The 23,733-nt window shown below is 64.0% G+C and carries 29 protein-coding genes; 17 read left to right on the forward strand and 12 right to left on the reverse strand.

Features of this window, described 5'->3' with window-relative positions; translation table 11 throughout:
* Positions 1 to 45: 45 nt before the first annotated feature.
* Complete coding sequence (locus tag HU770_RS06430) at positions 46 to 954, forward strand: alpha/beta fold hydrolase (RefSeq protein ID WP_186663332.1); 909 nt, start codon at positions 46 to 48, stop codon at positions 952 to 954.
* 70 nt (positions 955 to 1,024) lie between these two features.
* On the opposite strand, the gene HU770_RS06435 is transcribed toward HU770_RS06430, so the two are convergent.
* The 4 genes from HU770_RS06435 to HU770_RS06450 are packed head-to-tail and all read right to left on the reverse strand — an operon-like array spanning position 1,025 to position 3,004.
* On the reverse strand, positions 1,025 to 1,366 hold the full coding sequence (locus HU770_RS06435; protein ID WP_033702922.1) for a HopJ type III effector protein: 342 nt from the start codon (positions 1,364 to 1,366) through the stop codon (positions 1,025 to 1,027).
* On the reverse strand, positions 1,359 to 1,655 hold the full coding sequence (locus HU770_RS06440; protein WP_033702921.1) for a DUF1244 domain-containing protein: 297 nt from the start codon (positions 1,653 to 1,655) through the stop codon (positions 1,359 to 1,361). The genes HU770_RS06435 and HU770_RS06440 overlap by 8 nt, the downstream gene beginning before the upstream one ends.
* A gap of 9 nt (positions 1,656 to 1,664) precedes the next feature.
* Entirely contained in the window at positions 1,665 to 2,411 is a 747-nt protein-coding gene (folM, locus tag HU770_RS06445; RefSeq protein ID WP_186658854.1) for a dihydromonapterin reductase, read from the reverse strand.
* 32 nt (positions 2,412 to 2,443) lie between these two features.
* Complete coding sequence (locus HU770_RS06450; RefSeq protein WP_033702920.1) at positions 2,444 to 3,004, reverse strand: antibiotic biosynthesis monooxygenase; 561 nt, start codon at positions 3,002 to 3,004, stop codon at positions 2,444 to 2,446.
* Between the two features lie 217 nt (positions 3,005 to 3,221).
* Between HU770_RS06450 and HU770_RS06455 the strand changes: the two genes are divergently transcribed.
* A complete protein-coding gene (locus HU770_RS06455) occupies positions 3,222 to 4,172 on the forward strand; it encodes a MerR family transcriptional regulator (protein ID WP_186658848.1) in 951 nt (316 codons plus the stop codon).
* On the opposite strand, the gene HU770_RS06460 is transcribed toward HU770_RS06455, so the two are convergent.
* Positions 4,157 to 4,774, reverse strand: a complete 618-nt coding sequence (locus tag HU770_RS06460; RefSeq protein WP_033702918.1) for a hypothetical protein — start codon at positions 4,772 to 4,774, stop codon at positions 4,157 to 4,159. The two genes, HU770_RS06455 and HU770_RS06460, sit on opposite strands and share 16 nt — an antisense overlap.
* Positions 4,775 to 4,833: 59 nt before the next feature.
* Positions 4,834 to 5,262, reverse strand: a complete 429-nt coding sequence (locus HU770_RS06465) for a PAS domain S-box protein (protein WP_186663334.1) — start codon at positions 5,260 to 5,262, stop codon at positions 4,834 to 4,836.
* Between the two features lie 112 nt (positions 5,263 to 5,374).
* On the opposite strand from HU770_RS06465, the gene HU770_RS06470 reads away from it, so the two are divergent.
* Complete coding sequence (locus HU770_RS06470) at positions 5,375 to 5,830, forward strand: flavodoxin (RefSeq protein ID WP_033702917.1); 456 nt, start codon at positions 5,375 to 5,377, stop codon at positions 5,828 to 5,830.
* Between the two features lie 18 nt (positions 5,831 to 5,848).
* On the opposite strand, the gene HU770_RS06475 is transcribed toward HU770_RS06470, so the two are convergent.
* Positions 5,849 to 6,730, reverse strand: coding sequence for a LysR family transcriptional regulator (locus HU770_RS06475; protein WP_186658839.1), 882 nt, complete (start codon positions 6,728 to 6,730; stop codon positions 5,849 to 5,851).
* A 96-nt stretch (positions 6,731 to 6,826) separates the two neighbouring features.
* Between HU770_RS06475 and HU770_RS06480 the strand changes: the two genes are divergently transcribed.
* The 3 genes from HU770_RS06480 to HU770_RS06490 all read left to right on the forward strand — a co-directional run bounded on the left by HU770_RS06480 (position 6,827) and on the right by HU770_RS06490 (position 8,971).
* A complete protein-coding gene (locus HU770_RS06480; protein ID WP_033702915.1) occupies positions 6,827 to 7,213 on the forward strand; it encodes a CidA/LrgA family protein in 387 nt (128 codons plus the stop codon).
* Positions 7,203 to 7,889, forward strand: coding sequence for an LrgB family protein (locus HU770_RS06485; RefSeq protein WP_033702914.1), 687 nt, complete (start codon positions 7,203 to 7,205; stop codon positions 7,887 to 7,889). The genes HU770_RS06480 and HU770_RS06485 overlap by 11 nt, the downstream gene beginning before the upstream one ends.
* A gap of 176 nt (positions 7,890 to 8,065) precedes the next feature.
* Positions 8,066 to 8,971 (forward strand): alpha/beta hydrolase, encoded by a 906-nt coding sequence (locus HU770_RS06490; protein ID WP_156311117.1) that lies wholly within the window; start codon positions 8,066 to 8,068, stop codon positions 8,969 to 8,971.
* A gap of 250 nt (positions 8,972 to 9,221) precedes the next feature.
* Here the strand turns inward: HU770_RS06490 and HU770_RS06495 are convergent, their stop codons facing one another.
* On the reverse strand, positions 9,222 to 10,004 hold the full coding sequence (locus HU770_RS06495) for an IclR family transcriptional regulator (protein WP_033702912.1): 783 nt from the start codon (positions 10,002 to 10,004) through the stop codon (positions 9,222 to 9,224).
* Positions 10,005 to 10,201: 197 nt separating this feature from the next.
* On the opposite strand from HU770_RS06495, the gene hmgA reads away from it, so the two are divergent.
* From hmgA to maiA, 3 genes are read left to right on the forward strand one after another with little or no spacing between them, the layout of a single operon-like run.
* Positions 10,202 to 11,503, forward strand: a complete 1,302-nt coding sequence (gene hmgA / locus HU770_RS06500) for a homogentisate 1,2-dioxygenase (protein WP_186663336.1) — start codon at positions 10,202 to 10,204, stop codon at positions 11,501 to 11,503.
* A gap of 3 nt (positions 11,504 to 11,506) precedes the next feature.
* Entirely contained in the window at positions 11,507 to 12,799 is a 1,293-nt protein-coding gene (gene fahA, locus HU770_RS06505; protein ID WP_033702910.1) for a fumarylacetoacetase, read from the forward strand.
* A gap of 12 nt (positions 12,800 to 12,811) precedes the next feature.
* Positions 12,812 to 13,444 carry a maleylacetoacetate isomerase gene (gene maiA, locus HU770_RS06510; RefSeq protein ID WP_186658831.1) on the forward strand — a complete coding sequence of 211 codons (633 nt, stop codon included), beginning with the start codon at positions 12,812 to 12,814 and terminating at the stop codon, positions 13,442 to 13,444.
* Here maiA and HU770_RS06515 read toward each other — a convergent pair.
* Positions 13,438 to 14,244 (reverse strand): tetratricopeptide repeat protein, encoded by an 807-nt coding sequence (locus HU770_RS06515; protein WP_186663337.1) that lies wholly within the window; start codon positions 14,242 to 14,244, stop codon positions 13,438 to 13,440. The two genes, maiA and HU770_RS06515, sit on opposite strands and share 7 nt — an antisense overlap.
* Before the next feature lie 125 nt (positions 14,245 to 14,369).
* On the opposite strand from HU770_RS06515, the gene HU770_RS06520 reads away from it, so the two are divergent.
* Complete coding sequence (locus HU770_RS06520) at positions 14,370 to 15,389, forward strand: Glu/Leu/Phe/Val dehydrogenase (RefSeq protein ID WP_186658825.1); 1,020 nt, start codon at positions 14,370 to 14,372, stop codon at positions 15,387 to 15,389.
* Between the two features lie 56 nt (positions 15,390 to 15,445).
* On the opposite strand, the gene HU770_RS06525 is transcribed toward HU770_RS06520, so the two are convergent.
* A complete protein-coding gene (locus HU770_RS06525) occupies positions 15,446 to 15,709 on the reverse strand; it encodes a YebG family protein (protein WP_033702906.1) in 264 nt (87 codons plus the stop codon).
* Positions 15,710 to 15,941: 232 nt separating this feature from the next.
* Between HU770_RS06525 and HU770_RS06530 the strand changes: the two genes are divergently transcribed.
* Positions 15,942 to 16,412 (forward strand): phosphate-starvation-inducible PsiE family protein, encoded by a 471-nt coding sequence (locus HU770_RS06530; RefSeq protein WP_012274137.1) that lies wholly within the window; start codon positions 15,942 to 15,944, stop codon positions 16,410 to 16,412.
* A 16-nt stretch (positions 16,413 to 16,428) separates the two neighbouring features.
* Here HU770_RS06530 and HU770_RS06535 read toward each other — a convergent pair whose 3' ends face one another.
* Entirely contained in the window at positions 16,429 to 16,719 is a 291-nt protein-coding gene (locus tag HU770_RS06535; RefSeq protein WP_033702905.1) for a DUF3509 domain-containing protein, read from the reverse strand.
* A gap of 122 nt (positions 16,720 to 16,841) precedes the next feature.
* Positions 16,842 to 17,189: an HPF/RaiA family ribosome-associated protein gene (locus tag HU770_RS06540; RefSeq protein ID WP_027595269.1), complete on the reverse strand. Its 348-nt coding sequence runs from the start codon at positions 17,187 to 17,189 to the stop codon at positions 16,842 to 16,844.
* Positions 17,190 to 17,435: 246 nt separating this feature from the next.
* Between HU770_RS06540 and HU770_RS06545 the strand changes: the two genes are divergently transcribed.
* The 6 genes from HU770_RS06545 to HU770_RS06570 all read left to right on the forward strand — a co-directional run bounded on the left by HU770_RS06545 (position 17,436) and on the right by HU770_RS06570 (position 23,708).
* Positions 17,436 to 17,741, forward strand: coding sequence for a DUF3649 domain-containing protein (locus HU770_RS06545; protein ID WP_186658822.1), 306 nt, complete (start codon positions 17,436 to 17,438; stop codon positions 17,739 to 17,741).
* Positions 17,738 to 19,315 carry a PepSY-associated TM helix domain-containing protein gene (locus tag HU770_RS06550; protein ID WP_186663338.1) on the forward strand — a complete coding sequence of 526 codons (1,578 nt, stop codon included), beginning with the start codon at positions 17,738 to 17,740 and terminating at the stop codon, positions 19,313 to 19,315. The genes HU770_RS06545 and HU770_RS06550 overlap by 4 nt, the downstream gene beginning before the upstream one ends.
* Positions 19,315 to 19,641 carry a DUF3325 domain-containing protein gene (locus HU770_RS06555; protein WP_186658816.1) on the forward strand — a complete coding sequence of 109 codons (327 nt, stop codon included), beginning with the start codon at positions 19,315 to 19,317 and terminating at the stop codon, positions 19,639 to 19,641. Before HU770_RS06550 ends, HU770_RS06555 begins: the two co-directional genes overlap by 1 nt.
* A gap of 4 nt (positions 19,642 to 19,645) precedes the next feature.
* Positions 19,646 to 20,221 (forward strand): RNA polymerase sigma factor, encoded by a 576-nt coding sequence (locus tag HU770_RS06560; protein ID WP_033702901.1) that lies wholly within the window; start codon positions 19,646 to 19,648, stop codon positions 20,219 to 20,221.
* Positions 20,218 to 21,201, forward strand: coding sequence for a FecR domain-containing protein (locus tag HU770_RS06565; RefSeq protein WP_186663340.1), 984 nt, complete (start codon positions 20,218 to 20,220; stop codon positions 21,199 to 21,201). Before HU770_RS06560 ends, HU770_RS06565 begins: the two co-directional genes overlap by 4 nt.
* Before the next feature lie 116 nt (positions 21,202 to 21,317).
* Entirely contained in the window at positions 21,318 to 23,708 is a 2,391-nt protein-coding gene (locus HU770_RS06570; RefSeq protein ID WP_186663342.1) for a TonB-dependent receptor, read from the forward strand.
* Positions 23,709 to 23,733: the final 25 nt, after the last annotated feature.

Below are 23,733 nucleotides of genomic sequence, written 5' to 3' on the forward strand. Positions count from 1 at the left end.
CCGATTTTTTTGCTAGCGTTGGCGCACAACAACAGGACGCGCGCCATGAGCAGCCTCACCCAACCGGCCACCGCCTTTCGCCACACCGCAGCCGACGGCTACAGCCTCGGCGGCTTCTGCTGGCGCCACGCCCAGCCCAACCCCCTGCGCCCGCTGGTGATCATCAACGCCGCCACCTCTGTGCGTTGCCGCTATTACGCCCGCTTTGCCGACTACCTGTTCGCCCATGGCTGCGATGTGCTGACCTACGATTACCGAGGCATCGGCGAATCACGGCCGCCGTCACTGCGTGGCTTCCAGGCGTCCTGGAGCGACTGGGGCCGGCTGGACTTCGAAGCCATGCTGGCCCACGCCGCGCAGGCGTTTCCCGGGCAACCGGTGGACGTGGTGGGGCATAGCTTCGGCGGTTGCGCGGTGGGGTTGGCACCGTCTGCCGGGCAAGTCAGGCGGGTGGTGATGGTGGGTGCGCAATTCGCCTACTGGCGCGACTACGCGGCTGATCAGCGTTGGCGGCTGTTCGGTAAATGGCATCTGGTGATGCCTTTGCTGACCCGTGCGTTCGGCTACTTCCCCGGCAAGCGCCTGGGCTGGATGGAAGACACGCCGGCCGGGGTGGTGCACGACTGGACGACCCGTACGCCACGCTATGAGCACCGGCCAAGCGGGCGCCGGTTGCAGGGGGTGCCGTTTGCACAGGTGCGGGGGGCGACGCTGGCAATCAGCCTGACCGATGACCCGTTTGGCACCGTGGCGGCTACAGAGCGATTGCTAGGGTACCTGCAGGGGGCTGAGCGTCAGCACCTGCGTATTGCACCTGTGGATATCTCGGTCGAGGAAATTGGCCATTTTGCGTTTTTCCATGACCGCTTTCGGGGCAGCCTGTGGCCGATTGCCTTGGCGTGGTTGCAGCAGGGCGGCTTGCCCGAAGAGGTGCCGGGGACGGTCATCAAATAACAGGGGTCGGGTAACGTTTGTAGGCGCGGCCTCGCGTCGCGAAGAGGGCCGCAAAGCGGCCCCAGCACGCTCAAGCCTTACGCGAAAGTGGCTGCCCGGTGAACTTCACCCCAGCCAGGCCATGCGCGATCAGCGCACGGATATTGCCATGGTCGCTGCCCTCAGGCGTGGCCACCACATCGCGATAATGCTCACCAAAGGCCAACAGGGCCTCTTCATCGCTCAAGCCCTCCAGCAGCGCCAGCCCCAGGGTCTTGCACGAGCCTTCGTTCTGCCCGGCGGCATTTTCCACGCCGCCGTTGTTGAAGGCCTGTGGCTGATAGCTGTAGTGGGCGGCGATGAACGCCAAGGTATCGGCAAAGACGTGTTCGCCGCTTTTCAGGCTGGCGCGCAGGGTGTTCAGATCAGTCACGAGGTTTTCCTTTTTCGAACGCCGCGTGTTGTTCGGCGCTGGCTTCTTTCTGGTATTGGGCTTTCCACTCGGCGTAGGGCATGCCGTACACCGCTTCGCGGGCGTCATCCAGGCTGACATCGACCTGGCGCTCGTCGGCCGCGGCCTTGTACCACTTGGACAGGCAGTTGCGGCAGAAGCCGGACAGGTTCATCAGGTCGATGTTCTGCACGTCGGTGCGTTTTTGCAGGTGGTCGACCAGGCGCCGGAACGCGGCGGCTTCGAGTTCGAGCTGTTGTTGCGGGGTCATGGGCTTCTCTCAGGTCATGCGATTCTTCAGGTGGCGGCCACCGTTGATGACCACCTGGCTACCGGTACTGTACTGGCTTTCGAGCAGGTATTTGACCGTCTCGATCAGCGGGCCGGCGCCGGGCTCGAATTCCAGCAGGGCCTTTTTCAGGGTCTGCTGGCGGTAGGCTTCGTCACCCCCTTCCTTGAGGATCAGCAGCCCGGGCAGGATACCGTTGACGTGCACCTTGGGCGCGTACTTTTCGGCGAACGACAGCACCATGTTCTGCAGCGCGGCCTTGGTGGCGGCGTAGCCAATGTGGCTCTTGCTGCCCCGCGAAGAGGTTTCGTCGCAAATGTGGATGATGTCGGCCTTGCCCACGCTGCCTGCCTTGCCCAGCATGTCGCCGAGGGCCAGGTTGAGGTGGTACGGCGCTTCGACGTGCAGGCGGAACATAGTGTCGAGGTTGGCCAGGCCATCGTCGAGCCACAGGGACGCGTTGTGGATGATCGCGCGCAAGCCGTCGTAGTGGCCTTGCAGGTAGTCGATCAGCGCCTGGCGGTCGGCAGCCTGGCACAGGTCGGCCTGGAACTGCACGATGTTGGGGTGTGCGGACTGCGGCTGCAGGCTGCGGCTGGCACTGACCACCGTATGGCCGGCTTGCGCCAGTTCGAGGGCCAGGGCCAACCCGACGCGCTGGCTGGCTCCGGTAACGAGAATTGGGCTGTTCATGTTAGGGGCGGTCAACTTGTCTGTCCTTTCGTTGCCGCCCAGCATACCCGAACTGTTTCCCTCTTGTAGACCAGCCCTCAGCGGCTGCGCAGGGCTGCAGCAGTAGCTGGGGCGGCATGCAGCCAGCCCGCCAGCAGGCGTGTGGAGAGGGGGATGAACAGGTACACCATCACAGGCGTCAGGGCCAGGGTACTGAGCATCACACGCGGCACCAGGTCCATGCCTGCCAGCCAATGCCCGAACAACAGGTTGAACAGCAACGAGACCGGGAAAAAGGCTAGCCAGATAGCGACTGCCTGCTTCCAGCGTGGCGGTTTTTGCACTCTATTGGTGCCAAACCAGTCATCGAGACCGCTTACGCGCGCTTCTTTGGGGCGTTCGAACAGCCCGTTGCCACGTTGCAGCCAGGCCCGGCGCGAGGCGGAATGTTCCCAGGCGTGCAGTGTCGGTTCGTCACTGAAGCGAAAGATGATCTGGAATTCATCGCTATCGCGAGGCGGCGCGAAGATGCCCGAACCGAGGTAGCCGGGGAAGTCGGTGGCCAGTTGCTCGCCTTCGTGGAGCCAAGCCAGCAGGGCCTGGTAACGGCCATGGGCGGCGCGGCGCGACACCAGCAGGGTGACGGGTGGGGTAGACATTGTGTATCTCCTGGCGACGGGGCTGGCGGGTAGCTGGCCCCTTGGCGGCGTCGCCCGGGGTGGTGGGCGACACAGGCATGCATGCAAGAATCGGGCGCGAATTATCGCGATATGGCGTCGTACCGCAAGAGCAATGGGCGAACAGTTGTTAACATGCGCACTAGGCTGTTCGTAGTAACATGCGCGTTCAACTTCCGCACACGGGTACTCAGTGCAGATGAGCAAACAGGGACGTACCTCGCCGATCGACGAGGGACTGCAACACCAGGAATTGTTCCCGATTCGTGAAGTTTCCCGCCTGACGGGCGTAAACCCGGTGACCCTGCGCGCCTGGGAGCGCCGTTATGGGCTTATTCAGCCCACCCGTACCGACAGTGGCCATCGCCTGTACTCCCAAGCCGATATCGATGATATCCGCAACATCCTCGGCTGGCTGGAGCGCGGCGTTGCAGTGAGCAAGGTGGCTAGCATCCTTGTCCGCAGCCAGGCGCTGGTGGAGGATAACGGCGATGAGCAAAGTGCCCGGCTGAGATGGCGGCAGCAGATACACGAGGCGGTTCTGCGCTTTGATGGCACGCGCCTGCACCGTCTGTTCGACAAGGCGTTCGCGAGCCATTCGCTGGATCAGGTATTCGGCGAAATCTTCATGCCGGTGTGGCACGATCTGGCGGCAGGCCAGAGCGGCTACGGCCAGCGGGCCTTCGGCCAGGCCAGTGAATGGCTGTTCTTCGATCAGTTCATGCGCAGCCGCGTATTCGTGCGCTTGCAGCTATCGCGCATGCCGCGCAGCCGCAGCGTCTTGCTGGCGCCATTGGCGGGGCCTTGTCACGAGTTGGAATTGCTGGTGACGGCCTTGTTGCTGGGGTGCGACGAGGTGGAGGTAAGCGTGTTGGCGCCAGGGCAGCCTTTGCAAGAGCTGACGCTGATTTGCGAGCGGCTCAGGCCTGATGCCTTGGTGCTGTTTTCCAATCAGGCGCCGACCGCCGAGTTGAGCAAGCGCCTTGGGCGGCTGGTGGTGGGCCTTGAGTGCCCGTTGCTGCTGGCCGGTAAAGTGGCCGAGCTCGCCCAGGACAGCCTGGCAGGCAGCCCGGTAGCGTGCCTGGGGGCACAAGGCAGCGTGATGCGCCAACGGCTGCGGCAGTTTCTGGGTGGTCAGCTCGATACCTGACTGTGCAGCTCCGGGTGAGCCTGGCGATGGGCTTGCAGGATGTATTCGCGCAGGCGCTCGATCTCTTCGGCGGGGCTGCAGCTCAAATCGTAGGCCGCAAGGTCGGGGCCAATGCGCCGACGCAGCACGCCGTGCAGCTCGATAGGGGCAATGCCGGCAGGTGCAAAGCACAATTCGAAGCGCGCAGGGGCTTGTGCCAGGTCGCGGATCTCCAGCAAAGCGCCCTTGAACGAGATTTCGCGAACCCACAGGCCGCTTTGCTGATCATGTGCATCGAGCAGGGCGCTTGGCTGGTCCATGGACAAGCGCCATGGGCGCCGCATCGGGCCGTCTTCGTAGATTTCCGGGGAGCCTAACTGCAGGTGCAGGGCATGGAACTCGTCTTCCACCAGTTGCAGCGGAAAGCTGATCTGCTGGTTGTTGAACTGCGCCTGCAAGGTCACCTGCTCGTTGGCCACCAGGCGGGTGAGCAAGGTCTGAATCCGGCGGTCGCCATTGACCAGCAGGCTGGACATCGTGTCAGCCAGGTTGAACTGGGGCGAGTGCTGCATGTTCTGTATGAAATCCAGCTCGTCCTGGGTCAGGAGCGCATCTGCTTGCATGATCGAACTCGGCGGTGGCGATTTCTTCAACGGGATTGACCGTGCGAGGCGCGCTTGGTTCAGGAGCGTAGGTCAGATTTCTGACGAGCGTACATTTCTGCCAGTTCGCGCTCCAGTTCGACCTGGCGGCTGACGTCCTTCTGGATGCCGATGAAGTAGGTGCGCTGCTCGGCGTCGTGTCTCACCGGGGTGATCGACAGTTCGTTCCAGAAGGCGCTGCCATCCTTGCGGTAATTGCGCAGCACTTCGCGGCACGGGCGGCCTTCGGCCAGGGCCTTGCGGATACGCGCGCGGCCTAGCTGGGTGCGGTCGTCGGCCTGCAGGAAGCGGCAATCCTGGTAGAGGATCTCGTCACGGGAGTAGCCGGTGAGGCGTTCGAAGGCGGCGTTCACGTAGATCAGGATGGTGTCTTGACCTTCCTTTTCGGCGACCACGATGCCGTCGTTGGACGCATCGACCATCGATTGCAGCAGTTGCGCGTTGATCATGTCCGGGCCATTGGGCGAGAAAAGGGGGCTGGTAGTTGGGGCGAGGCGGCCTTTTGCCAGCGTTGAATGCTAGTATCCTACGTTTTCACTCAGTTTCGGAATCCTCTTCCCGATGAAAGTCGCCATTATTTCCGGGTCGGTGTACGGCACCGCCGAAGAAGTCGCCCGCCATGCCGAATCGTTGCTCAAGGCTGCGGGCCATGAGGCTTGGCATGCCGCGCGTGCCACCCTGCAGGACGTAGAAGGTTTTGCCCCCGAGGCATTGCTGGCGGTGACTTCGACCACCGGCATGGGCGAGCTGCCGGACAACCTCATGCCGCTGTACAGCATGATTCGCGACACTTTGCCCGCCGCCTGGCGTGGTCTGCCGGGGGCGGTGATCGCATTGGGCGACTCCAGTTATGGTGATACGTACTGCGGCGGTGGCGAGCAGATGCGTGAGCTGTTCGCTGAGCTGGGGGTGCATGAAGTGCAGCCCATGTTGCGCCTGGATGCCAGTGAGACGGTGACCCCGGAAACCGATGCCGAACCGTGGTTGGCCTCGTTTGCGCAGGCCCTCAACGGCTGACCCGCTCCAACCTGCGATTCAACGGGCGCGCTCACGCAACAACGCCAACCACGCCTGCGCTGCCCGTGACAAGTACGCCCCCCGCCGCCAGATGAACGCGATGTCCCAGCGCAGGTCCAGCGGCGCCTGCAGCGGCAAGCGCACCACCCCGGGGCGTTCCAGGGCCTTGGCCACCACCCGGGGCAGCAACACCACGCCCTGGCCCGCTGCCACCAACGCCACCAGAAAATCCGCCTGGCCACTGCGCCCGCCTTCTTTCGGGGTGAAACCCTGTTGCTGGCAGGCCTTTAGCAACCGGTCATTGAGTACGAAGCTGCGTTGATACAGCAGAAACGGCGTATCGGCCAGTTGCCGCAGATGCACGCCATCCGCGCCCGCCAGCGCATGCCCGGCGGGCAGCAGGGCATCGAGTGGTTCGTTGCAGAAAGGCTGGTGCTCGAAGGCGCTGTCACTGGGCGTGAGGCTACCACCGAGTTCCAGCTCGCCGCTGCGTACCGCTTGCTCGACGCTACGGCTGCCGCCTTCAAGCAACTGGATGGTGATGTTCGGGTAGCGTTGCCGGTATTCGGCGAACAGGCCGGCGAACAGGGCATCGCTGCCCAGCATCGGCAAGCCCAGGCGCAGTTCGCCGCGAGCCATCTGGCCGAGGTCATCGAGTTCGCTGAGCAATGCCTGGCGCTGGCGCAGCAGTGCTTCGCCGCGCTCCAGCACGATACGCCCGGCCGCAGTCAGGTGCAGTTGCGAGGCTTGCCGTTCAAGCAGCGGCTGGCCCACGTCCTGCTCCAGCTGAGCCACTTGTTTGCTCACCGCCGACTGGCTGATGTGCAGGGTCTGCGCCGCCTGGGTAAAGCCCCCGCGGTGGACCACTTCGATGAAGCTGCGCAGTTGTTTGAATTCCATGTTTCCAATTCCATTCTGGAATGCAGGCCAGTCTAACAATTCGCTTCTGGCCTAGGCAGGCAAATCTTAAAATGAGGGCCTGTCGAGGAAGCCCCCATGAAACCCGCGTTAGTGAAAAAAGCCCTGCGCCTGCTTGTCGAGTTGGCGACCCTCTATGCCTTGTTCCTGTTCGGCGGCCAGCTGGCTGCCTGGCTGGGCTGGCCGATCCCCGCCGGGGTCATGGGGCTGGCATTGCTTCTGCTGCTGTTCGCCAGCGGCGTGGTCAAGCCGGCCACGCTGCAACTGGGCGCCGGCTGGCTGATGGCCGAGATGTTGTTGTTCTTCATTCCGGCGCTGATGAGCCTGCTCGATTACGGCACCCTGGTGCGCGAAGAAGGTTGGCGCATTCTGTTGGTGATTGCCGTGAGCACGTTGATGGTCATGGTAGTGACCGCACTCACCGTCGAACTGGTGTGCCGCTGGAGCTTGCGCCATGAGCCTTGAACCCATGCCGTTGTTCTGGCTGGCGCTGACCTTGCTGGCGTACCTGGGCAGCCGCTGGCTGTACCGGCGCAGCGGGCGCTATGTGCTGTCTCCGCTGATCCTGGTGCCCGCATTGCTGCTGGCGGTGGCCGTACCGCTGCATACCGCCTATGCCGAATACGCCCGCAACACCCATTGGCTGATGGCCGTGCTCGGCCCGGTGACCGTGGCGTTCGCCGTGCCCATATGGCAACAGCGGGCGCTGCTGGCGCGTCACTGGCCGGCGCTGATGATGGGCATGCTGGCTGGCAGCACGGCCTCGATCGCCAGCTCGTGGGGGTTGGCCCACCTGCTGGCGCTGGACAATGCAACCAGCCTGTCGCTGGTGCCGCGCTCGATCACCACGCCGTTTGCCATGCCGCTGGCCCACGACTTGGGCGGCGTGCCGGAACTGACTGCGGTGTTCGTGATGTTCACTGGGGTACTGGGCGCCCTGTTCGGCGGTGTGCTGCTGCGCTGGTTGCCGTTGCGTACCGCGCTGGCGCGGGGCGCGTTGTTCGGGGTGGGCGCGCATGGTGCCGGAGTCAGCAGGGCGCAGGAAATGGGCCGCGAAGAAGGTTCCGTGGCCGGCCTGGTCATGGTCCTGACCGGGTTGCTGAACCTGTTCGCCGCACCGCTGCTGGCCATGCTGCTCTGACCGTTCGTGCCACTGACTCGCAAGGTCATCAAGCTGGCTGGAAACGCAAGTTTCAGCCCATGGGCTGCTGGCTAGACTCAGCCTCGACATAGAGAGCACATGTAAGTGCCGAGGTAACATGCAATGACCGCAGCCTTGCCCTATTCCGTCAACACAACTCCACCGGGACCGATCTGATGCCTTTGGCCGAAATTCCATTGTGCGTCTGGCGTACCCGGGGACAGAGTTTCATCTTCCGGGGCCAGAGCATCCGCTACTGGACCGCAGGGCAAGGAGAGCCCCTGCTTCTGTTACATGGCTTCCCCACCGCCAGCTGGGACTGGCACTACCTATGGACGCCTTTGGCGCAGCGTTTTCGGCTGATTGCCTGCGACATGCTCGGCTTTGGCGATTCGGCCAAGCCGGTCAACCATGCCTACAGCCTGATGGAACAGGCAGACCTGCAACAAGCGTTGCTTGCCCATCTCAAGGTCAACCAGCCTGTGCACCTGCTGGCCCATGACTATGGCGGCAGCGTGGCCCAGGAGCTGCTGGCGCGGCACCACGAGCAGCGAGCGAACATCGCCAGTTGCGTGTTTCTCAACAGCGGGCTGTTCCCCGAGAGCTACCGGATGCTGCTGATCCAGAAGCTGTTGCTCAGCCGCCTGGGCTGGCTGGTGGGGCGCTCGTTCGGGCGGGACGACCTGGTGCGCAACGTGTCGCAGGTCTATGGCCCCTGCACCCACCCGAGTGAAAGCGCGCTGGATGATTGCTGGAGCCTGATCGCCGCCAACCGGGGCACGCGTATCTTGCACAAGCTGGTCGGCTACTTGCCGGAGCGCACCGTGCATCGCGAGCGTTGGGTGGGTGCGTTGCAACGCGAGGGGGTGCCACTGCGTTTCATCAACGGTGTGGTCGACCCGGTGTCTGGCGGGCGCATGGTCGAGCGCTACCGGCAACTGGTGCCGCAGCCGGATACCGTGCTGCTGCAGGGCATCGGGCATTACCCGCATACCGAAGCGCCGGTGCAGGTGCTGCGCCATTACCTGGCCTTTCGTGAGCAACCGCTGAGTTTCTTGCAGCAGAAGGTGGCGTGGTCTTGAGGGGGGGCTTGCCCCTCCCAGCCCTCAGGCGATCACCCAAAAAAAAAGGCCGCTGCAATCGCAGCGGCCAATCGAGACGTTAGATCAAGGAGCTTCAAAATCTACGTCGGTGAACCTCGCAGGCCTGAAAGGCGGGGGGGTAGTGCCCTTCATGCCGGCCAGTGAGTCAAGAATAAGCGCTTGATCCCGTGGGAAAAATAGCCGCCTATGACATTCACCTTTACGTTTCGGGCAATAGTGCCCCCTTCGCTCAACCCGCAGGCGCATACCCCATCCGCCAACTGGTATCCCGCGCAGCCGCCAACAATCGCTGCGCCGCAGGGCCATGTTCGTCAGCATGGAATATCGACGTCGGCCCCACCACGGTCATCACCGCAGCGATCTGCCCCATGGCATTGAATACCGGTGCCGACAGCGCATCCACACCCGGCATCAGCAGGCCATGCACATGGTGCAGGCCACGCGCGCGAATGCCTTCCAACAAGGCTGCGTAGTCGCAGGCTTGGTGCTGCAGCGCAGTCAGTTCCCGGTCGCGCAAGTCGATGGTTTCGCGTTCTGGCAGGTAGGCGGCGAACACCAGCCCGGTGGACGAGCTGAGCAGCGGCAGCACAGAGCCAATCTGGGTCACCACGGTGATCGCGCGCACCGCCGGTTCAATGCTGACCACCGTCGCGCCCTGGTTGCCCCATACGGCAATAAAGCAGCTTTCGTTGAGCTCATCGCGCAACTGCGACAGCGGCAGCGCCGCGATCTTCAGCACATCGATGCTGGCCAACGCCGCCAACCCCACGCGCAACGCTTCACGCCCCAGGCCATAGTGGTTGGTGGCCGCATCCTGTTCGGCGAAACCGCTGGCGATGAGCGCCTGCAGGTAGCGGTGCACCTTGCTCGCCGGCATCTGCACATGCTCTGCCAGGCGTGACAGCGACGTGGAGGGGGCGAGTTCGGCGAGTGCCTTGAGAATATCGGTGCCGACTTCCGCCGAGCGGACCTTCTGCTTGCCGTTATCAGTGGGTGAGCTGGCTTTGGCCATGGGCATGGGCTTCCGGATTCGTCGAGTGGCGCCTTTATAGCTTGACGCCTTGTCCGTAGCAAATTACGTTATTCGTAATCTGATTACGATAAAAACAATGCAGACGTGCTGCCACCCCAGTGCCTGACCCCGGAAACCGCCGGGCCAGGTCAGCAGCCAGCTGCCAGCAACGGCTCTGCCAGAGCCCGGAGGCATCGATGAACCGCGACACGTCCCCCGACCTTCACTACCTGAGCGGCTTCGGCAACGAGTTTGCCAGCGAAGGACTGCCTGGCGCCTTGCCGGTCGGGCAGAACTCGCCGCAAAAAGCCCCCTATGGGTTGTATGCCGAACTGCTTTCGGGCACGGCCTTCACCATGAGCCGCAGTGAGTTGCGTCGCACCTGGCTGTATCGCATCCGCCCGTCTGCATTGCACCCCCGTTTCGAACGCCTGGCGCGCCAGCCACTGGCTGGGCCGCTGGGTGCGGTCACGCCCAACCGCCTGCGCTGGAACCCGCAACCGATCCCGGCCGAACCCACCGACTTCATCGAAGGCTGGGTGCCGATGGTGGCCAATGCGCCAGCGGACAAGCCGGCGGGTGTGAGCATTTACATCTACAGCGCCAACCGCTCCATGGAGCGTGTGTTCTTCAATGCCGACGGCGAACTGCTGCTGGTGCCGGAACAGGGCCGCCTGCGGATCGCCACCGAGCTTGGGGTGATGGACGTCGAGCCATTGGAAATCGCGGTGATCCCGCGGGGTATGAAGTTTCGCATCGAACTGCTCGATGGCCAGGCTCGTGGCTACCTTGCCGAAAACCATGGCGCGCCGCTGCGTATACCGGACCTCGGGCCGATCGGCAGCAATGGCCTGGCCAACCCGCGTGACTTCCTCACCCCGGTGGCGCACTACGAAGAGGCCCAAGGCCCCGTGCAACTGGTGCAGAAGTTTCTTGGCGAACACTGGGCCTGCGAGCTGCAGCATTCGCCGCTGGACGTGGTCGCCTGGCACGGCAGCAACGTGCCCTACAAATACGACCTGCGCCGCTTCAACACCATTGGCACGGTCAGCTTCGACCACCCCGACCCGTCCATCTTCACGGTGCTGACATCGCCCACCAGCGTGCATGGCCTGGCCAACATGGACTTCGTGATCTTCCCGCCGCGCTGGATGGTGGCCGAGAACACCTTCCGTCCACCCTGGTTCCACCGCAACCTGATGAACGAGTTCATGGGCCTGATCCAGGGTGCCTACGATGCCAAGGCCGAGGGCTTCCTGCCTGGCGGCGCCTCGCTGCACGGGGTCATGAGCGCCCACGGCCCGGACGCCGATACCTGCGACAAGGCCATCGCCGCCGACCTTGCGCCGCACAAGATCGACAACACCATGGCCTTCATGTTCGAGACCAGCCAAGTGCTGCGTCCGAGCCGCCATGCACTCGAATGCCCGCAATTGCAGGCCGACTACGATAGTTGCTGGGCCACCTTGCCGAGCACCTTCAACCCGAACCGGAGATAACCCATGAACCAGACCGCCATTACCCGTAGCTGGGTCGAGCATGCCAACGGGCACAGCGATTTCCCGCTGCAGAACCTGCCGTTGGGCATCTTCAGCCGGCCGGGTGAAGCGCTGCGCTGCGGCGTGGCCATCGGCGATGCCATTCTTGACCTGGAGGCAGTACTTGCCGCGGGGCTGTTCGAAGGTGAAGCCAAGGCGGCGGCAGAAGCCACCCGCGGCGGTGCGCTGAACGCCTTCTTTGCCCTCGGCCGTGGCGCCCGTGTGGCCCTGCGCGAGCGCTTGCTGGTACTGCTCGGCGAACACAGCGAACACCAGTCGGCGCTTAACGCCGCGCTGTACCCGGCCGCTGATTGCCAACTGCATGTACCGGCCCGCATCGGCGACTACACCGATTTCTATGTCGGCATCGAACACGCCAAAAACGTCGGCAAGCTGTTCCGCCCGGACAACCCGCTGCTGCCCAACTACAAGCACGTGCCTATCGGTTATCACGGCCGTGCGTCGACCATTCGCCCGTCCGGTACCGATGTGCGCCGCCCCAAGGGCCAGACCTTGCCGGCCGGGCACAGCGAGCCGAGCTTCGGCCCCTGCGCACGCCTGGACTACGAGCTGGAGCTGGGTATCTGGATCGGCCAGGGCAACGACATGGGCCAGTCGATCCCGGTGGGTGATGCCGCCGAGCATGTGGCCGGCTTCTGCCTGCTCAACGACTGGTCGGCGCGTGATATCCAGGCCTGGGAATACCAGCCACTGGGGCCGTTCCTGTCCAAGAGTTTCATTACCAGCGTTTCGCCCTGGGTGGTGACCGCCGAAGCCCTGGAGCCGTTCCGCACGGCACAACCGGCGCGCCCGCAAGGCGATCCGCAGCCGTTGTCCTACCTGATGGACGCGCGTGACCAGGCTAATGGCGCATTTGATATCGAGCTTGAAGTGCTGCTGCTCACCGAGCGCATGCGCGAGCAAGGCCTTGCCGCTCACCGCCTGACCCTGAGCAACACCCGCAGCATGTACTGGACTGTGGCGCAGATGGTGGCCCACCACAGCGTCAACGGTTGCCAGCTGCAACCGGGCGACCTGTTCGGGTCGGGCACGCTGTCGGGCGCAACGCCGGGCTCCTTTGGCAGCCTGCTGGAGATCACCGAGGGCGGCAAGCTGCCGGTGGAACTGGCCAGCGGCGAGGTGCGCAAGTTCCTCGAAGACGGCGACGAGATCATCCTGCGCGCCCGGTGCACGCGTGATGGCGTGGCCAGCATTGGCTTCGGCGAATGCCGCGGCACCGTCATCGCGGCCAACTGAGGGGGCAGGGGTATGGAGCTGTACACCTACTACCGTTCCACCTCGTCCTATCGGGTACGCATCGCGCTGGCGCTCAAGGGGCTGGGTTACCAGTCACTGCCGGTCAACCTGCTCAAGGGCGAGCAGCGCGATGCGGGCTATGTCGCGGTGAACCCGCAGGGCCGAGTGCCGGCCCTGCGCACCGACAGCGGTGCGCTGTTGGTGCAGTCACCGGCGATCATCGAATACCTGGAAGAGGTTTATCCACAGCCTGCGCTGCTGCCGGACACGGCCGAAGCGCGGGCCAAGGTGCGCGCCGTGGCGGCGATCATCGGTTGCGACATTCACCCGCTGCACAACGTCAGCGTGCTCAACCTGCTGCGCCAGGCCGGCCAGGACGAGGCTCAGGTCAACCAGTGGATCGCGCACTGGATCAGCCAAGGGCTGTCGGCGGTGGAGCAACTGATCGGCGAGCACGGCTTCTGCTTTGGCGATGAGCCGGGGTTGGCGGATGTCTACCTGCTGCCGCAGCTGTACGCTGCCGAGCGCTTCAACATTGACCTCAGCGGCTACCCGCGGCTGCGTCGCGTTGCGGCACTGGCTGCCCAGCACCCGGCGTTCGCCAAGGCGCACCCCTCGCAGCAGCCCGATACCCCGGTTCAGTGAATGGAATGGGTCGGCGCCGGGAGTTTGCCGATACGTTCGGACAGCTTCAGGCGTTGCACCGGGTCGTCCGTCAGTAGCAGGGCATGCTCCAGGTCGAAGCGCTCGGCCTGCGGGCAATCCAGGGACTGGTACAGCGAAGCGCGGGTGGTGTAGTCGCTGACTTGCACCGGGCCCAGCTGCATGACCCGCTCGGCATCGATCAGCGCGGCCAGGTGGTTGTCGTTGCTGATGTGCAACTGGCGCAGGTTGCGTGACAGGCGTTGCAGCATCTGCCGTGGGCTGGCCGTGCGCATGTGCTCTGCGTTCAGCTGCACGTGCGGGCCGAACTGGCGGGCAAGCAGGTCACGGCAATCGCTTGGGTACAGGCGCCTGCCACCGCAGGGGTCAAGCAGGTGGTCGGCCCCGGGCACGCGCAGCAGGAAGTGGCCGGGGAAGCCCACGCCTTCCAGCGGGATGGACAGGCGCCCCGCCAGCTCCAGCGCCAGAATGGCCAGGGTCAACGGTTGGCCACGGCGGCGTTGCAGGACGTGGTTCAGCAACGCCGCCTGGGGCCGCAATGGGTGATATTCGTCTTGCTGAAAACCCAGTGCATTGAGTTGGCGCAGCAGCGGCTGGGCCAGTTCGCACAGGGGCAGCATCGGCAGGTGGGCGTTGATCTCGCGGTGCAGGTCGTGCAGCAGGGCAAGGCTGTGCGCGGGCTCGACAGCAGGGTCGTGCTCGGCGGCAATCCACAATGCGGCTTCCAGCAGGGCGACAGGCTCGCGTTCCAGGCAGGCCAAGCAGGCTTGACGTGGCTTCATGGGGGTATCTCCACACACGTTTAACTATTAGCCGTGGCGCGCTGTTTCGTCCAGTGGTCTGACCAAGGCTCTACCCTCGCGGGCGTGCCTATACTGCTAGGAGCACCTCGTTGGGGAGCCCGCCGATGTTCGCACTCATGCAAAGTACCCGTACCCACTCGTTGCACTTGTTCATCGACCCGCCCACGGGGCTCAAGGCCGTGGTGGTTATCCACAGCGAGCAACTGGGCCCCGCCATGGGCGGTTGTCGCTACCTGCCTTACGCCGATGACGAGAGCGCCATGACCGACGCGATCCGCCTGGCCCAAGGCATGAGCTACAAGGCCGCGTTGGCGGGGTTGCCGCTGGGGGGTGGCAAGGCGGTGATCATGCGCAACCCCCATGTCGAAAACCGCGCTGCGCTGTTCGAGGCGTTCGGCCGTTTCGTCGACACCCTGCAGGGGCGTTTCATTACCGCCGTAGACAGCGGTACCTCGACCGTGGACATGGACTGCATCGCCCAGAGTACCCCGCATGTGACCAGCACCACAGCCTCGGGTGACCCTTCACCGCATGCCGCCATGGGGGTGTTCGCGGGTATTCGCGCCACGTCCTATGCCCGCCTGGGCAGCTACAACCTGGAAGGCTTGCGCGTTGCGGTGCAAGGCTTGGGCAACGTTGGCTATGCCTTGGCCGAGCAGTTGCACGCGGCGGGCGCGGAGCTGCTGGTGAGTGACCTGGACCCTGGGCGTGTGCGACTGGCGGTCGAGCAGTTCAATGCGCACCCGGTGACCAACGATGCCTTGATCAGCACCCCCTGCGATATCTTCGCCCCTTGTGGCGTGGGGCCGGTGCTCAACGGGCAGAGCGTGATGCAACTGCGTTGCGCGGCGGTGGCGGGGGCGGCGAACAATCAGCTGACCACCCTGCAGGTGGCCGACCAACTGGAGTCGCGCGGCATCTTGTATGCGCCTGACTATGTCATCAATGCCGGTGGGCTGATCTATGTGGCATTGACCCATCGGGGTGAGGACCTGAGCACCATCACAGCGCACCTGGCGCGTATTCCCACGCGGCTGACCGAAGTGTTTGGCCATGCCCAGGCGGAGAAACGTTCGCCGGCGCGGGTGGCGCAGATGCTGGCGGAGCGGTTGCTCTACGGTTGAGTGCGGCGTTGTTGCCTGTGGGAGCGGTTAAACCTGCTCCCCAAATGCGCGCGATACTATTCGGCTGCTTGGCCATCGAGCAGCTCGGCCAAGGCGTCTGGCTGGCTCTTGAACGCCCGGGCGAACACATCGCGGTTCTTGGCCATGTAGATACCGGCTTCTTCGACCTGCTGCTCGGTCAGCGATGGCACCGCCTTGTGCAGCACTTCGGCCAGGCGCTCGGCCAGTTCGAGCATCTTGTCGTGACGATCTGCTTCGGCCTTATCCATGAACAAGCGCTCCGGGTCGCGGCTGCTGCGGTACACCACTTCGACGGCCATTCATCACCTCTATGCCTTTTTGCTGGTTGGGTTGCGTTTTACTGTATCTATATACAGTAATGGCATCGGGCATCGTTGCGCAACCAGAATCTTGCGCAAAAGCGTAGCCCACAGGTGCCTTGCGGCAATCGGTCGCCTTCCAAAGCGGGGGGCTTGGCCCTTTAACTGCAAGGCACAAGCGTCACAGAGGTGGCGCATCATCCTTCATGGCGTATCGGGGAATGGGACAATCGTGAACATCAAATGGGCTGAAAAGCTGCGCAAGGGCCTGCACGGCTCGGCCGACTCACTGGGCAACCTGTGCGTCGAGGCATTCCATTATCTGGCGCTGTTCGGCATTGGCGCCATCACTGCCTACGCGGCGGTGGTGACGTTTCTGGACATGCTCGGCAAGGGCGGGGTCAGTGTCGATGACATCCTGCTGCTGTTCATCTACCTGGAGCTGGGGGCCATGGTGGGGATCTACTTCAAGACCAACCACATGCCCATCCGCTTCCTGCTGTACGTGGCGATCACTGCGCTGACGCGCCTGCTGATCGGCGATGTCTCGCATCACAAGGCGCCGGATGAGGGCCTGCTGTACCTGTGCGGTGGCATCCTGCTGCTGGCGTTCTCGATCCTGGTGGTGCGCTACGCCTCGTACCGCTATCCCTCGACCAAGGTGCTGGATGCCAACGGCAAGGAAGTGGAGGAGGGCAAGTAAAACCCCAGGCCAAACCCTAGTTGGCCACGAAGTGACGCGGCGCGTGTTGCGCATCACGGGTCAGCGCGGCAAGCACCTGCATGGGGTTCTGGCCGAGTTCTATGGCCAGGCCCAGGCGGATGCTGTCGATGACCCGCTGCAGGCGCACCGGGTCGTTGCGCTGGGCCTGGCTGATCAGGCGCTTGGCAACCACGCCGGCGTCGTCGGACAGGGTCAGCATGATGCTGCCATCGAGGTTGGCGATGCTCAGGTTGACCCGGTACTCGGGGGCGAAGGCGGCGCTGATGAGTTCGAATGGGTTGTTCATGGTCATGCTTCTGCAGCAAATGGATTGCACAGGTTGACCCGACAAAAACCTCGTTGGTTCAGCGCCGTTGATCGGCAGAAACGAAAACGCCCGGCTCTAGGCCGGGCGTTTTGTTGTAACCATCAGGCGTCTGGGTCACTCAGTTCCAGCACACCGCGCTTGCTGCGCAGCTTGCCGTAGAAGTGTTCCAGCGCATGGTTGAGCTTGGTGGCGGCACCATCGACCGCCTGGTCCAGCGAGGTGGCGGTGTGGGTCACGGAAATCGGCTGGTGGCCTTTCGGGCGAGCCTCCATTTGGCAACGTTTGTCATGCGGTCCGGGCTTGGCGCCGTTCTCGTCGCGCAGGTGGACCTCGATGCGGGTGAGGTCGTCCTCGTAACGTTCGAGTGAGCTTTCCAGCGTACTGCGGACCCACTCGTCGAGCCGGGCGTTACCTTCGATATGGTTGCTGCTGTTGACCTGGATTTGCATGATTCAATCCTTATTCAGCTTGCTCGCATGGAGGCGTGCCTAGGCCCTTGAGACCTTTGGAATTTCTGCGCCTCTTGACTCTAAGGTCAGGCAACCGAGGCATGATTTCAAGCCCTTCTTGAAAATAAATTTCTTGTTGCAAATGCACGTTGAGGGCCGCGCAACCTCCTGCGCTACAGGCAATGCTTTGCTTGTGAGAATTGAAATCATTACTATTGCAGCCCCGAAAATGCCCGGACCTCCGCCATGAAGAGCAAAGCCGCCGGCCTCCCACTCAGCTACCGCCTGGCCGTGGCTTCACGTTGCCTGGCCGCGGTGTTGGGCGGTTATCTGCTGGCGTCCATGGCCAGTGCCTGCATCGCGTTGCTGGCGCCCCTGTCACGGGTAGACGCGACGCTCATCGGCTTGCTGCTGTCGTTCGTCTTCTACCTGCTGGCCTTCATCTGGTGCTTCGCTTGCCGCAGCGCTTGGCGTGCCTGGCTGGGCGTGCTGTTGCCCAGCCTGCTGATGGCCATGGCCAGCGGGATTGCCTACTGGATGAAAACCCCATGAAAGAAGGCTTCCGCCAGGCCATGGCCTGGCTGCACACCTGGACCGGCCTGATCTTCGGCTGGCTGCTGTTTGCCATCTTCCTCACCGGCACGCTGTCGTACTTCAAGGAAGAGATCAACCACTGGTCCCAGCCCGAAGTGCGCCGCCATGCGCTCGACCCGGTCAACAGCCTAGGCCTGGCCCAGCGCTACCTGGAGGCCAACGCCGCGCACGCCGGCAGTTGGATGATCCGTTTGCCCAATGCCCGCGAGGCTGCGCTGAGCGTGAGCTGGCGTGACCCCGAGGCCGGGCGGCGTGGCTTTGTCAGCAAAAGCCTCGACGCGCAGACCGGCCAGCCGGTCGAGGCCCGCGACAGCCGCGGCGGCGAGTTCTTCTACCGTTTCCACTTCCAGCTCGAGATGCCGTATCCGTTTGGCCGTTGGCTGTCGACCTTCTGTGCCTTCATCATGCTGGTAGGCCTGGTCACCGGGATCATCACCCACAAGAAAATCTTCAAGGAGTTCTTCACCTTCCGCCCTGGCAAGGGCCAGCGCTCGTGGCTGGACGGGCACAACGCAATCGGTGTGCTGGTGCTGCCGTTCCACCTGATGATCAGCTACAGCAGCCTGGTGCTGTTCATGTACATGGTGATGCCTGCCGGCATCCTGGCCAGCTACGGCGGCAACACCGGCGATTACTTCAACGAGCTGTTCGGCCGTGACGATCCACCCAAGGCGGCCAACGTCGCGACGCCGCTGGTGCCGTTGCCGACGCTGTACGCCAAGGTTCAGGAACAAGTGCCAGGTGCGCGCATCGGCTACATCCAGCTGCACAACCCCGGCGACAGCAATGCCCAGGTCACCTTCACCCAGGCCTCCGCCGACAACATCGCCTACAAGCGCAGCGCCAAGTGGACCTTCGACGGCACCAACGGCGCGCTGCTGAGCCAAGGTGCGCCGGAGAGCGGCGCGATGGCGACGGCCTTCAGCTTCGCCGGCCTGCACATGGGCAATTTCGCGGGCCCCTGGCTGCGCTGGCTGTACTTCGTGTTCGGTGTGGCCGGCACGGCGGTGATCGGCACAGGCCTGGTGATGTGGCTGGGCAAGCGTCAGCTCAAGCATGCCAAGAGCGCGTACATGCCAGGCGAGTTGCGCCTGGTCGAGGTGCTCAACATTGCCAGCATGAGCGGCCTGCTGCTGGCGGTGGCGGGGTTCTTCTGGGCCAACCGGCTGGTTCCTGTGGCGTTGGAAGGCCGCGCCGACTGGGAGGTCAACGCCTTCTTCCTGGCCTGGCTGCTGTCGCTGGTGCATGCCGTGTTGCGTCCCGGGCGTCGCGCCTGGGGTGAGCAACTGGCGCTGGGCGCGCTGGCGTTCGCCTTGCTGCCGCTGGTCAATGGCCTGACCACCGGCCAGGGCCTTGATCATTCGCTGCAGGTTGGCGACTGGGCCATGGCCGGGTTCGATCTCACGGCATTGGCCGTCGGCCTGTTCCTGGCCTGGGCGGCCAGCAAGATGCTGCGCGCCCCCAAACCCGTGGCCAAGCGCGCCTCACGCGTGGCAAAAAAACCGGCTGCTGACGTGGTCGAGGTGGGCTGATGCTAGGTATTGCGCTGATCGGCTTCGCAGGCTTCGCTGCCCTGTGCCTGGCCATGGAAAAACACTTCAGCGACCTGCTTGGGTGCAAGCCGCGCCCGCAACAGGTGCGCTTGCTGCGGGTCGCTGGCTGGCTGCTGCTGATGCTGTCGCTGGTACTCAGCGTGCACCTGCGGGGCTGGGGCCATGGCCTGGTGGAGTGGAGCGCGGTGTTGATGGCGGGGGTGACCCTCTGGGTGTTCGTCCTGCCGTACCAGCCACGTCTGTTGCTGGGCCTGGCCGCCGCGAGCCTGGTGCTGGGCCCGCTGCTGGCTGTGCTGGCGGGGTGAGCGCTTGAGCCAGCCGCAAGACATGCGCGAACCTGACGCCGACAGCGCCAGCGGGCGCGCGCGTTTCGTCCAGGTGTTCCTGGCGCAGCGGGCGCGCATGGAAGCGTTGGTCAACCGCCGCGTCGGCTGCCGGGCCACGGCATCGGACCTGGTGCAGGAGTTGTTCCTGCGTTTCTGGCGCCGCCCCGAGGTCAAGGTCGAGGCACTGGACACCTACCTGCTGCGCTGTGCCGGCAACCTCGCCATCGACCACTTGCGCAGTGAAAGCAGCCGCGAGCGCGTGGCAGAAGCCACCCACGCCGTGGATGAGCAAGCCAGCGCCGCTGAGCCTGAGCAAGCCTTGGAGGTCGATCACGACCTGCAACGCATCGAAGCCGCATTGCGTGCCTTGCCCGCGCGTACGCGGCAGATCTTTCTGCTCAACCGCATCCACGGCTGCACGTACAGCGAGATTGCCACGGCCATGCAACTGTCCCAGAGCGCTGTGGAAAAGCATATGATGCGCGCCCTCGAAGCGTGCAAGGCGAGTATCGCCGAGCCCGCGTCCACCATGCGCAGGCCAGGGAGCGCCCGTCGATGAGCCGTCCGAATTCGATCACTGCCGCGCAGTCACAAGCCGCCCTGCAGTGGCTGATCCGCATCAACGAGCAGCCTGAGCAAGCCCAGGGCGCGGCGTTCAAGCGTTGGTTACTGGCCGACCCGGGGCATCGCGAAGCCTATGCCCAGGCCAAGGCACTGTGGCAGATGAGCGCGGTGCCGGCGGCGCGGTTGGCCGATGAAGAGCGCGAAGGCCTGCAGCAGTACCTGGATGCCATCGCCCGGCCACCTGCCCAAGGCCGTTGGCGGCAACGTGTCACCGCCTTGGCGGCGGCAGCCTGCCTGGTGCTGGCGGTCGGCGTTGTGGGTGGTTGGCACCCCGGCTTCTGGTTGCAGGACCTGCAGGCCGACCACAGCAGCACAGGGCACGTCCGCCAGCTGACCCTGGCCGACAAATCGCAAGTGACACTGGACGCGGGCAGCGCCATTGCGGTCGACTTCGCGCACGGCGAGCGGCGAGTACGGCTGCTGCGCGGGGCGGCGTTCTTCCAGGTCACCCACACGGGTGAGCCGTTTCTGGTAGCCGCCGCGGGCGGCGAGGTGCGGGTGCTGGGCACCCAGTTCGAGGTGCGTGAGCAGGGTGATGGCGCGCAAGTCACGGTGCGCAGTGGGCGTGTGGCGGTGACGCCGGTGCAAGGCGAGGTTGCCCGTGAACTGACGGCCAATCAGCAACTGGCCTACGTTGGCGGCCGAGCGGGCAGCACCCTGAGCGTGGACAGCGAGAGCCGCCTGGCTTGGCGCCAGGGCTGGCTGAATTACTACCAGGTGCCGCTGGCGCAGGTGGTCGAAGACCTTGGGCGCTATTACCCGGGGCGCATCCTGTTGCTTGATGGAGCGTTGGGGCAGCGCAAGGTCAGTGGCAGTTTCCCGGTGCAGGAGCCTTTGGCGGCGCTCGACTCGCTCGGCAAGGTGATGGGCTTTTCGCGGCAGACCGTATTGGGGCGTTTGACCCTTATCCGCTAGGCACCGGTCGCGCAAAAATTTTTCAGATAACGGATGAGGTAACAGGACGTGGCATCCGTGTAATGAGTGGAAGTGCGATTCATTCGCAGTCAATACCCACTTACAGGTCAGCGTCCATGAAGTTCACCCCGCGTTGCGTCCCCCTCTGGCTCGGTCTTGCAGTGTTCCCGGTCATCGCCATCGCACCGCTGGCCAGGGCCGCCGAGCAGATGCAGGCGTACACCTTCGCCCAACCGAGCCAGCCCTTGGCCCAGGCGCTCAATGCCTTCAGCCGTGCCACCGGCCAGAGCGTGGTCTACACCCTCGAGCTTCCAGGCGTGCAAGCACCCGCCCTCAACGGTACGTTCAGCGCCGAGCAGGCGCTGCAGCAATTGCTGGGCACCTCCGGCCTGGCCTGGCGCCGCGTCGATGCGCGCACCCTGACCCTCGAAGCCGTGGGCACCGATGGGGCACTGAACCTGCAGGCCACCACTGTGACCTCGCAAATGGACGCTTACAGCTACCAGCCCCCGGCCAGTGCCTCGATCATGCGTGGCCAAGGCCCGAACCAGGACATCCCCCAGGCGATCAACGTAGTCCCGGCCCAGGTCATCCGTGACCAGGCCCCACGTAACCTCGATGACGCCTTGACCCATGTCAGCGGCATTACCCAGGGCAATAACTTCGGCGGCACCTCCGACACCGTGATGAAGCGCGGCTTCGGTGACAACCGCGATGGTTCGATCATGCGTGACGGCATGCCCATCGTGCAGGGCCGCAGCCTCAACGCCAGTACCGAGCGGGTCGAGGTGCTCAAGGGGCCGGCCTCGTTGCTGTATGGCATCCAGGACCCGGGCGGGGTCATCAACGTGGTCAGCAAGCGCCCGCAACTGCAGCAGTACAACGCCCTGACCGTGCGCGGCTCGACCTATGGCAGCGGCAAGAACGGCAGCGGCGGCGGCTTCGACAGCACCGGGGCACTGGGCGACAGCCCGTTCGCCTACCGGCTGATCGTCGATCATGAGGATGAGGATTACTGGCGCAACTTCGGCGTGCACCGTGAATCGCTGGTGGCGCCGTCGCTGGCCTGGCTGGGCGAGGACACCCAGGTGGTGCTGGCCTACGAGCACCGCGAGTTTCGCTACCCGTTCGACCGCGGCACGGCATTTGGCAGCAACGGCCACCCGTTGGACATACCGGCCACGCGTCGCCTGGACGAGCCGTTCAACGACATGCAAGGGCGCTCCGACCTGTACCGCCTGGAGGTCGACCATCAACTGGCCGATGACTGGAAGCTGCACTTCGGCTACAGCTTCAACCGCGAAACCTACGATGCCAGCCAGGTCCGTGTGACCGGGGTCAACGAGGCCAAGGGCACGCTGACGCGCAGCATCGATGGCACCCACAACGCCATGAGCCGCGACCAGTTCGCTACCGTCAGCCTGGCGGGCAACGTCGAGCTGGGCGGCCTGCAGCATGACCTGCTGCTCGGTATCGATCACGAAGACCGCAAGGTGTTTCGTGGCGACCTGATTCGCCAGACCGCGCAGTCCAGCTTCAGCTATGTGAACCCGGTGTATGGCCAGGAAGTGGAGGGCAGCAGCGTGCGCGCCAGCGACAGCGACCAGACCGACAAACTGCGCACCGATGCCCTGTTCATGCAGGACGCGGTGCACCTGGACGACCACTGGATTGTGGTGGCCGGCGCGCGCTTCCAGCAGTTCGACCAGTACGCCGGGCGCGGCCGCCCGTTCAAGGCCAATACCGACACCAGCGGCCAGGCCTGGGTGCCGCATGCCGGCATCGTCTACAAGGTCGATGACCAGCTGTCGTTCTATGGCAGTTACAGCGAGTCGTTCAAGCCTAACTCCAGCATTGCGCCGCTGACCGGCGGCGTGGTGCTGGACGCCTCGGTGGCGCCGGAGGAGGGCAAGTCGTGGGAGCTGGGCGCCAAGCTCGACATGCCGGGCAGCCTGACCGGTACCCTGGCGCTGTTCGACATCACCAAGCGCAACGTGCTGGTGGCCAATTTCGACAGCGGCACTGGCGAGACGGTCTACAGCAATGCCGGTGAGGTCAATTCACGCGGTGTCGAGCTGGACCTGACCGGGCAGCTCAGCGAACGCTGGAGCCTGATCGGCAGCTATGCCTTTACCGATGCCAAGGTGACCAAAGACCCTGACCTTGAAGGCAACCGCCTGCAGAACGTGGCCAGGCACAGCGGCTCGTTGTCGGCGGTGTATGACTTTGGCAGCCTGTTCGGCGCTGACCGCCTGCGCTTGGGTGCCGGGGCCCGTTATGTGGGCGAGCGTGCGGGGAATGCGACCAACACCTTCGACCTGCCGAGCTATACCGTGGCCGATGCCTTTGCCACGTATGAGACCAAGCTCGACGAATACAACGTGCGCCTGCAACTGAATGTGAAGAACCTGTTCGACAAGGTGTACTACAGCTCGGCGGTGAACCAGTACTTCGTGGCGGTGGGGGATGCGCGGCAGGTGAGCCTTTCCAGCACCTTGGAATTCTGAATGGCTTGCCCCTCGAAGGGACGCA

Source organism: Pseudomonas sp. SWRI68, assembly GCF_014269165.1.
In the GTDB taxonomy this organism is placed as follows: domain Bacteria; phylum Pseudomonadota; class Gammaproteobacteria; order Pseudomonadales; family Pseudomonadaceae; genus Aquipseudomonas; species Aquipseudomonas capeferrum.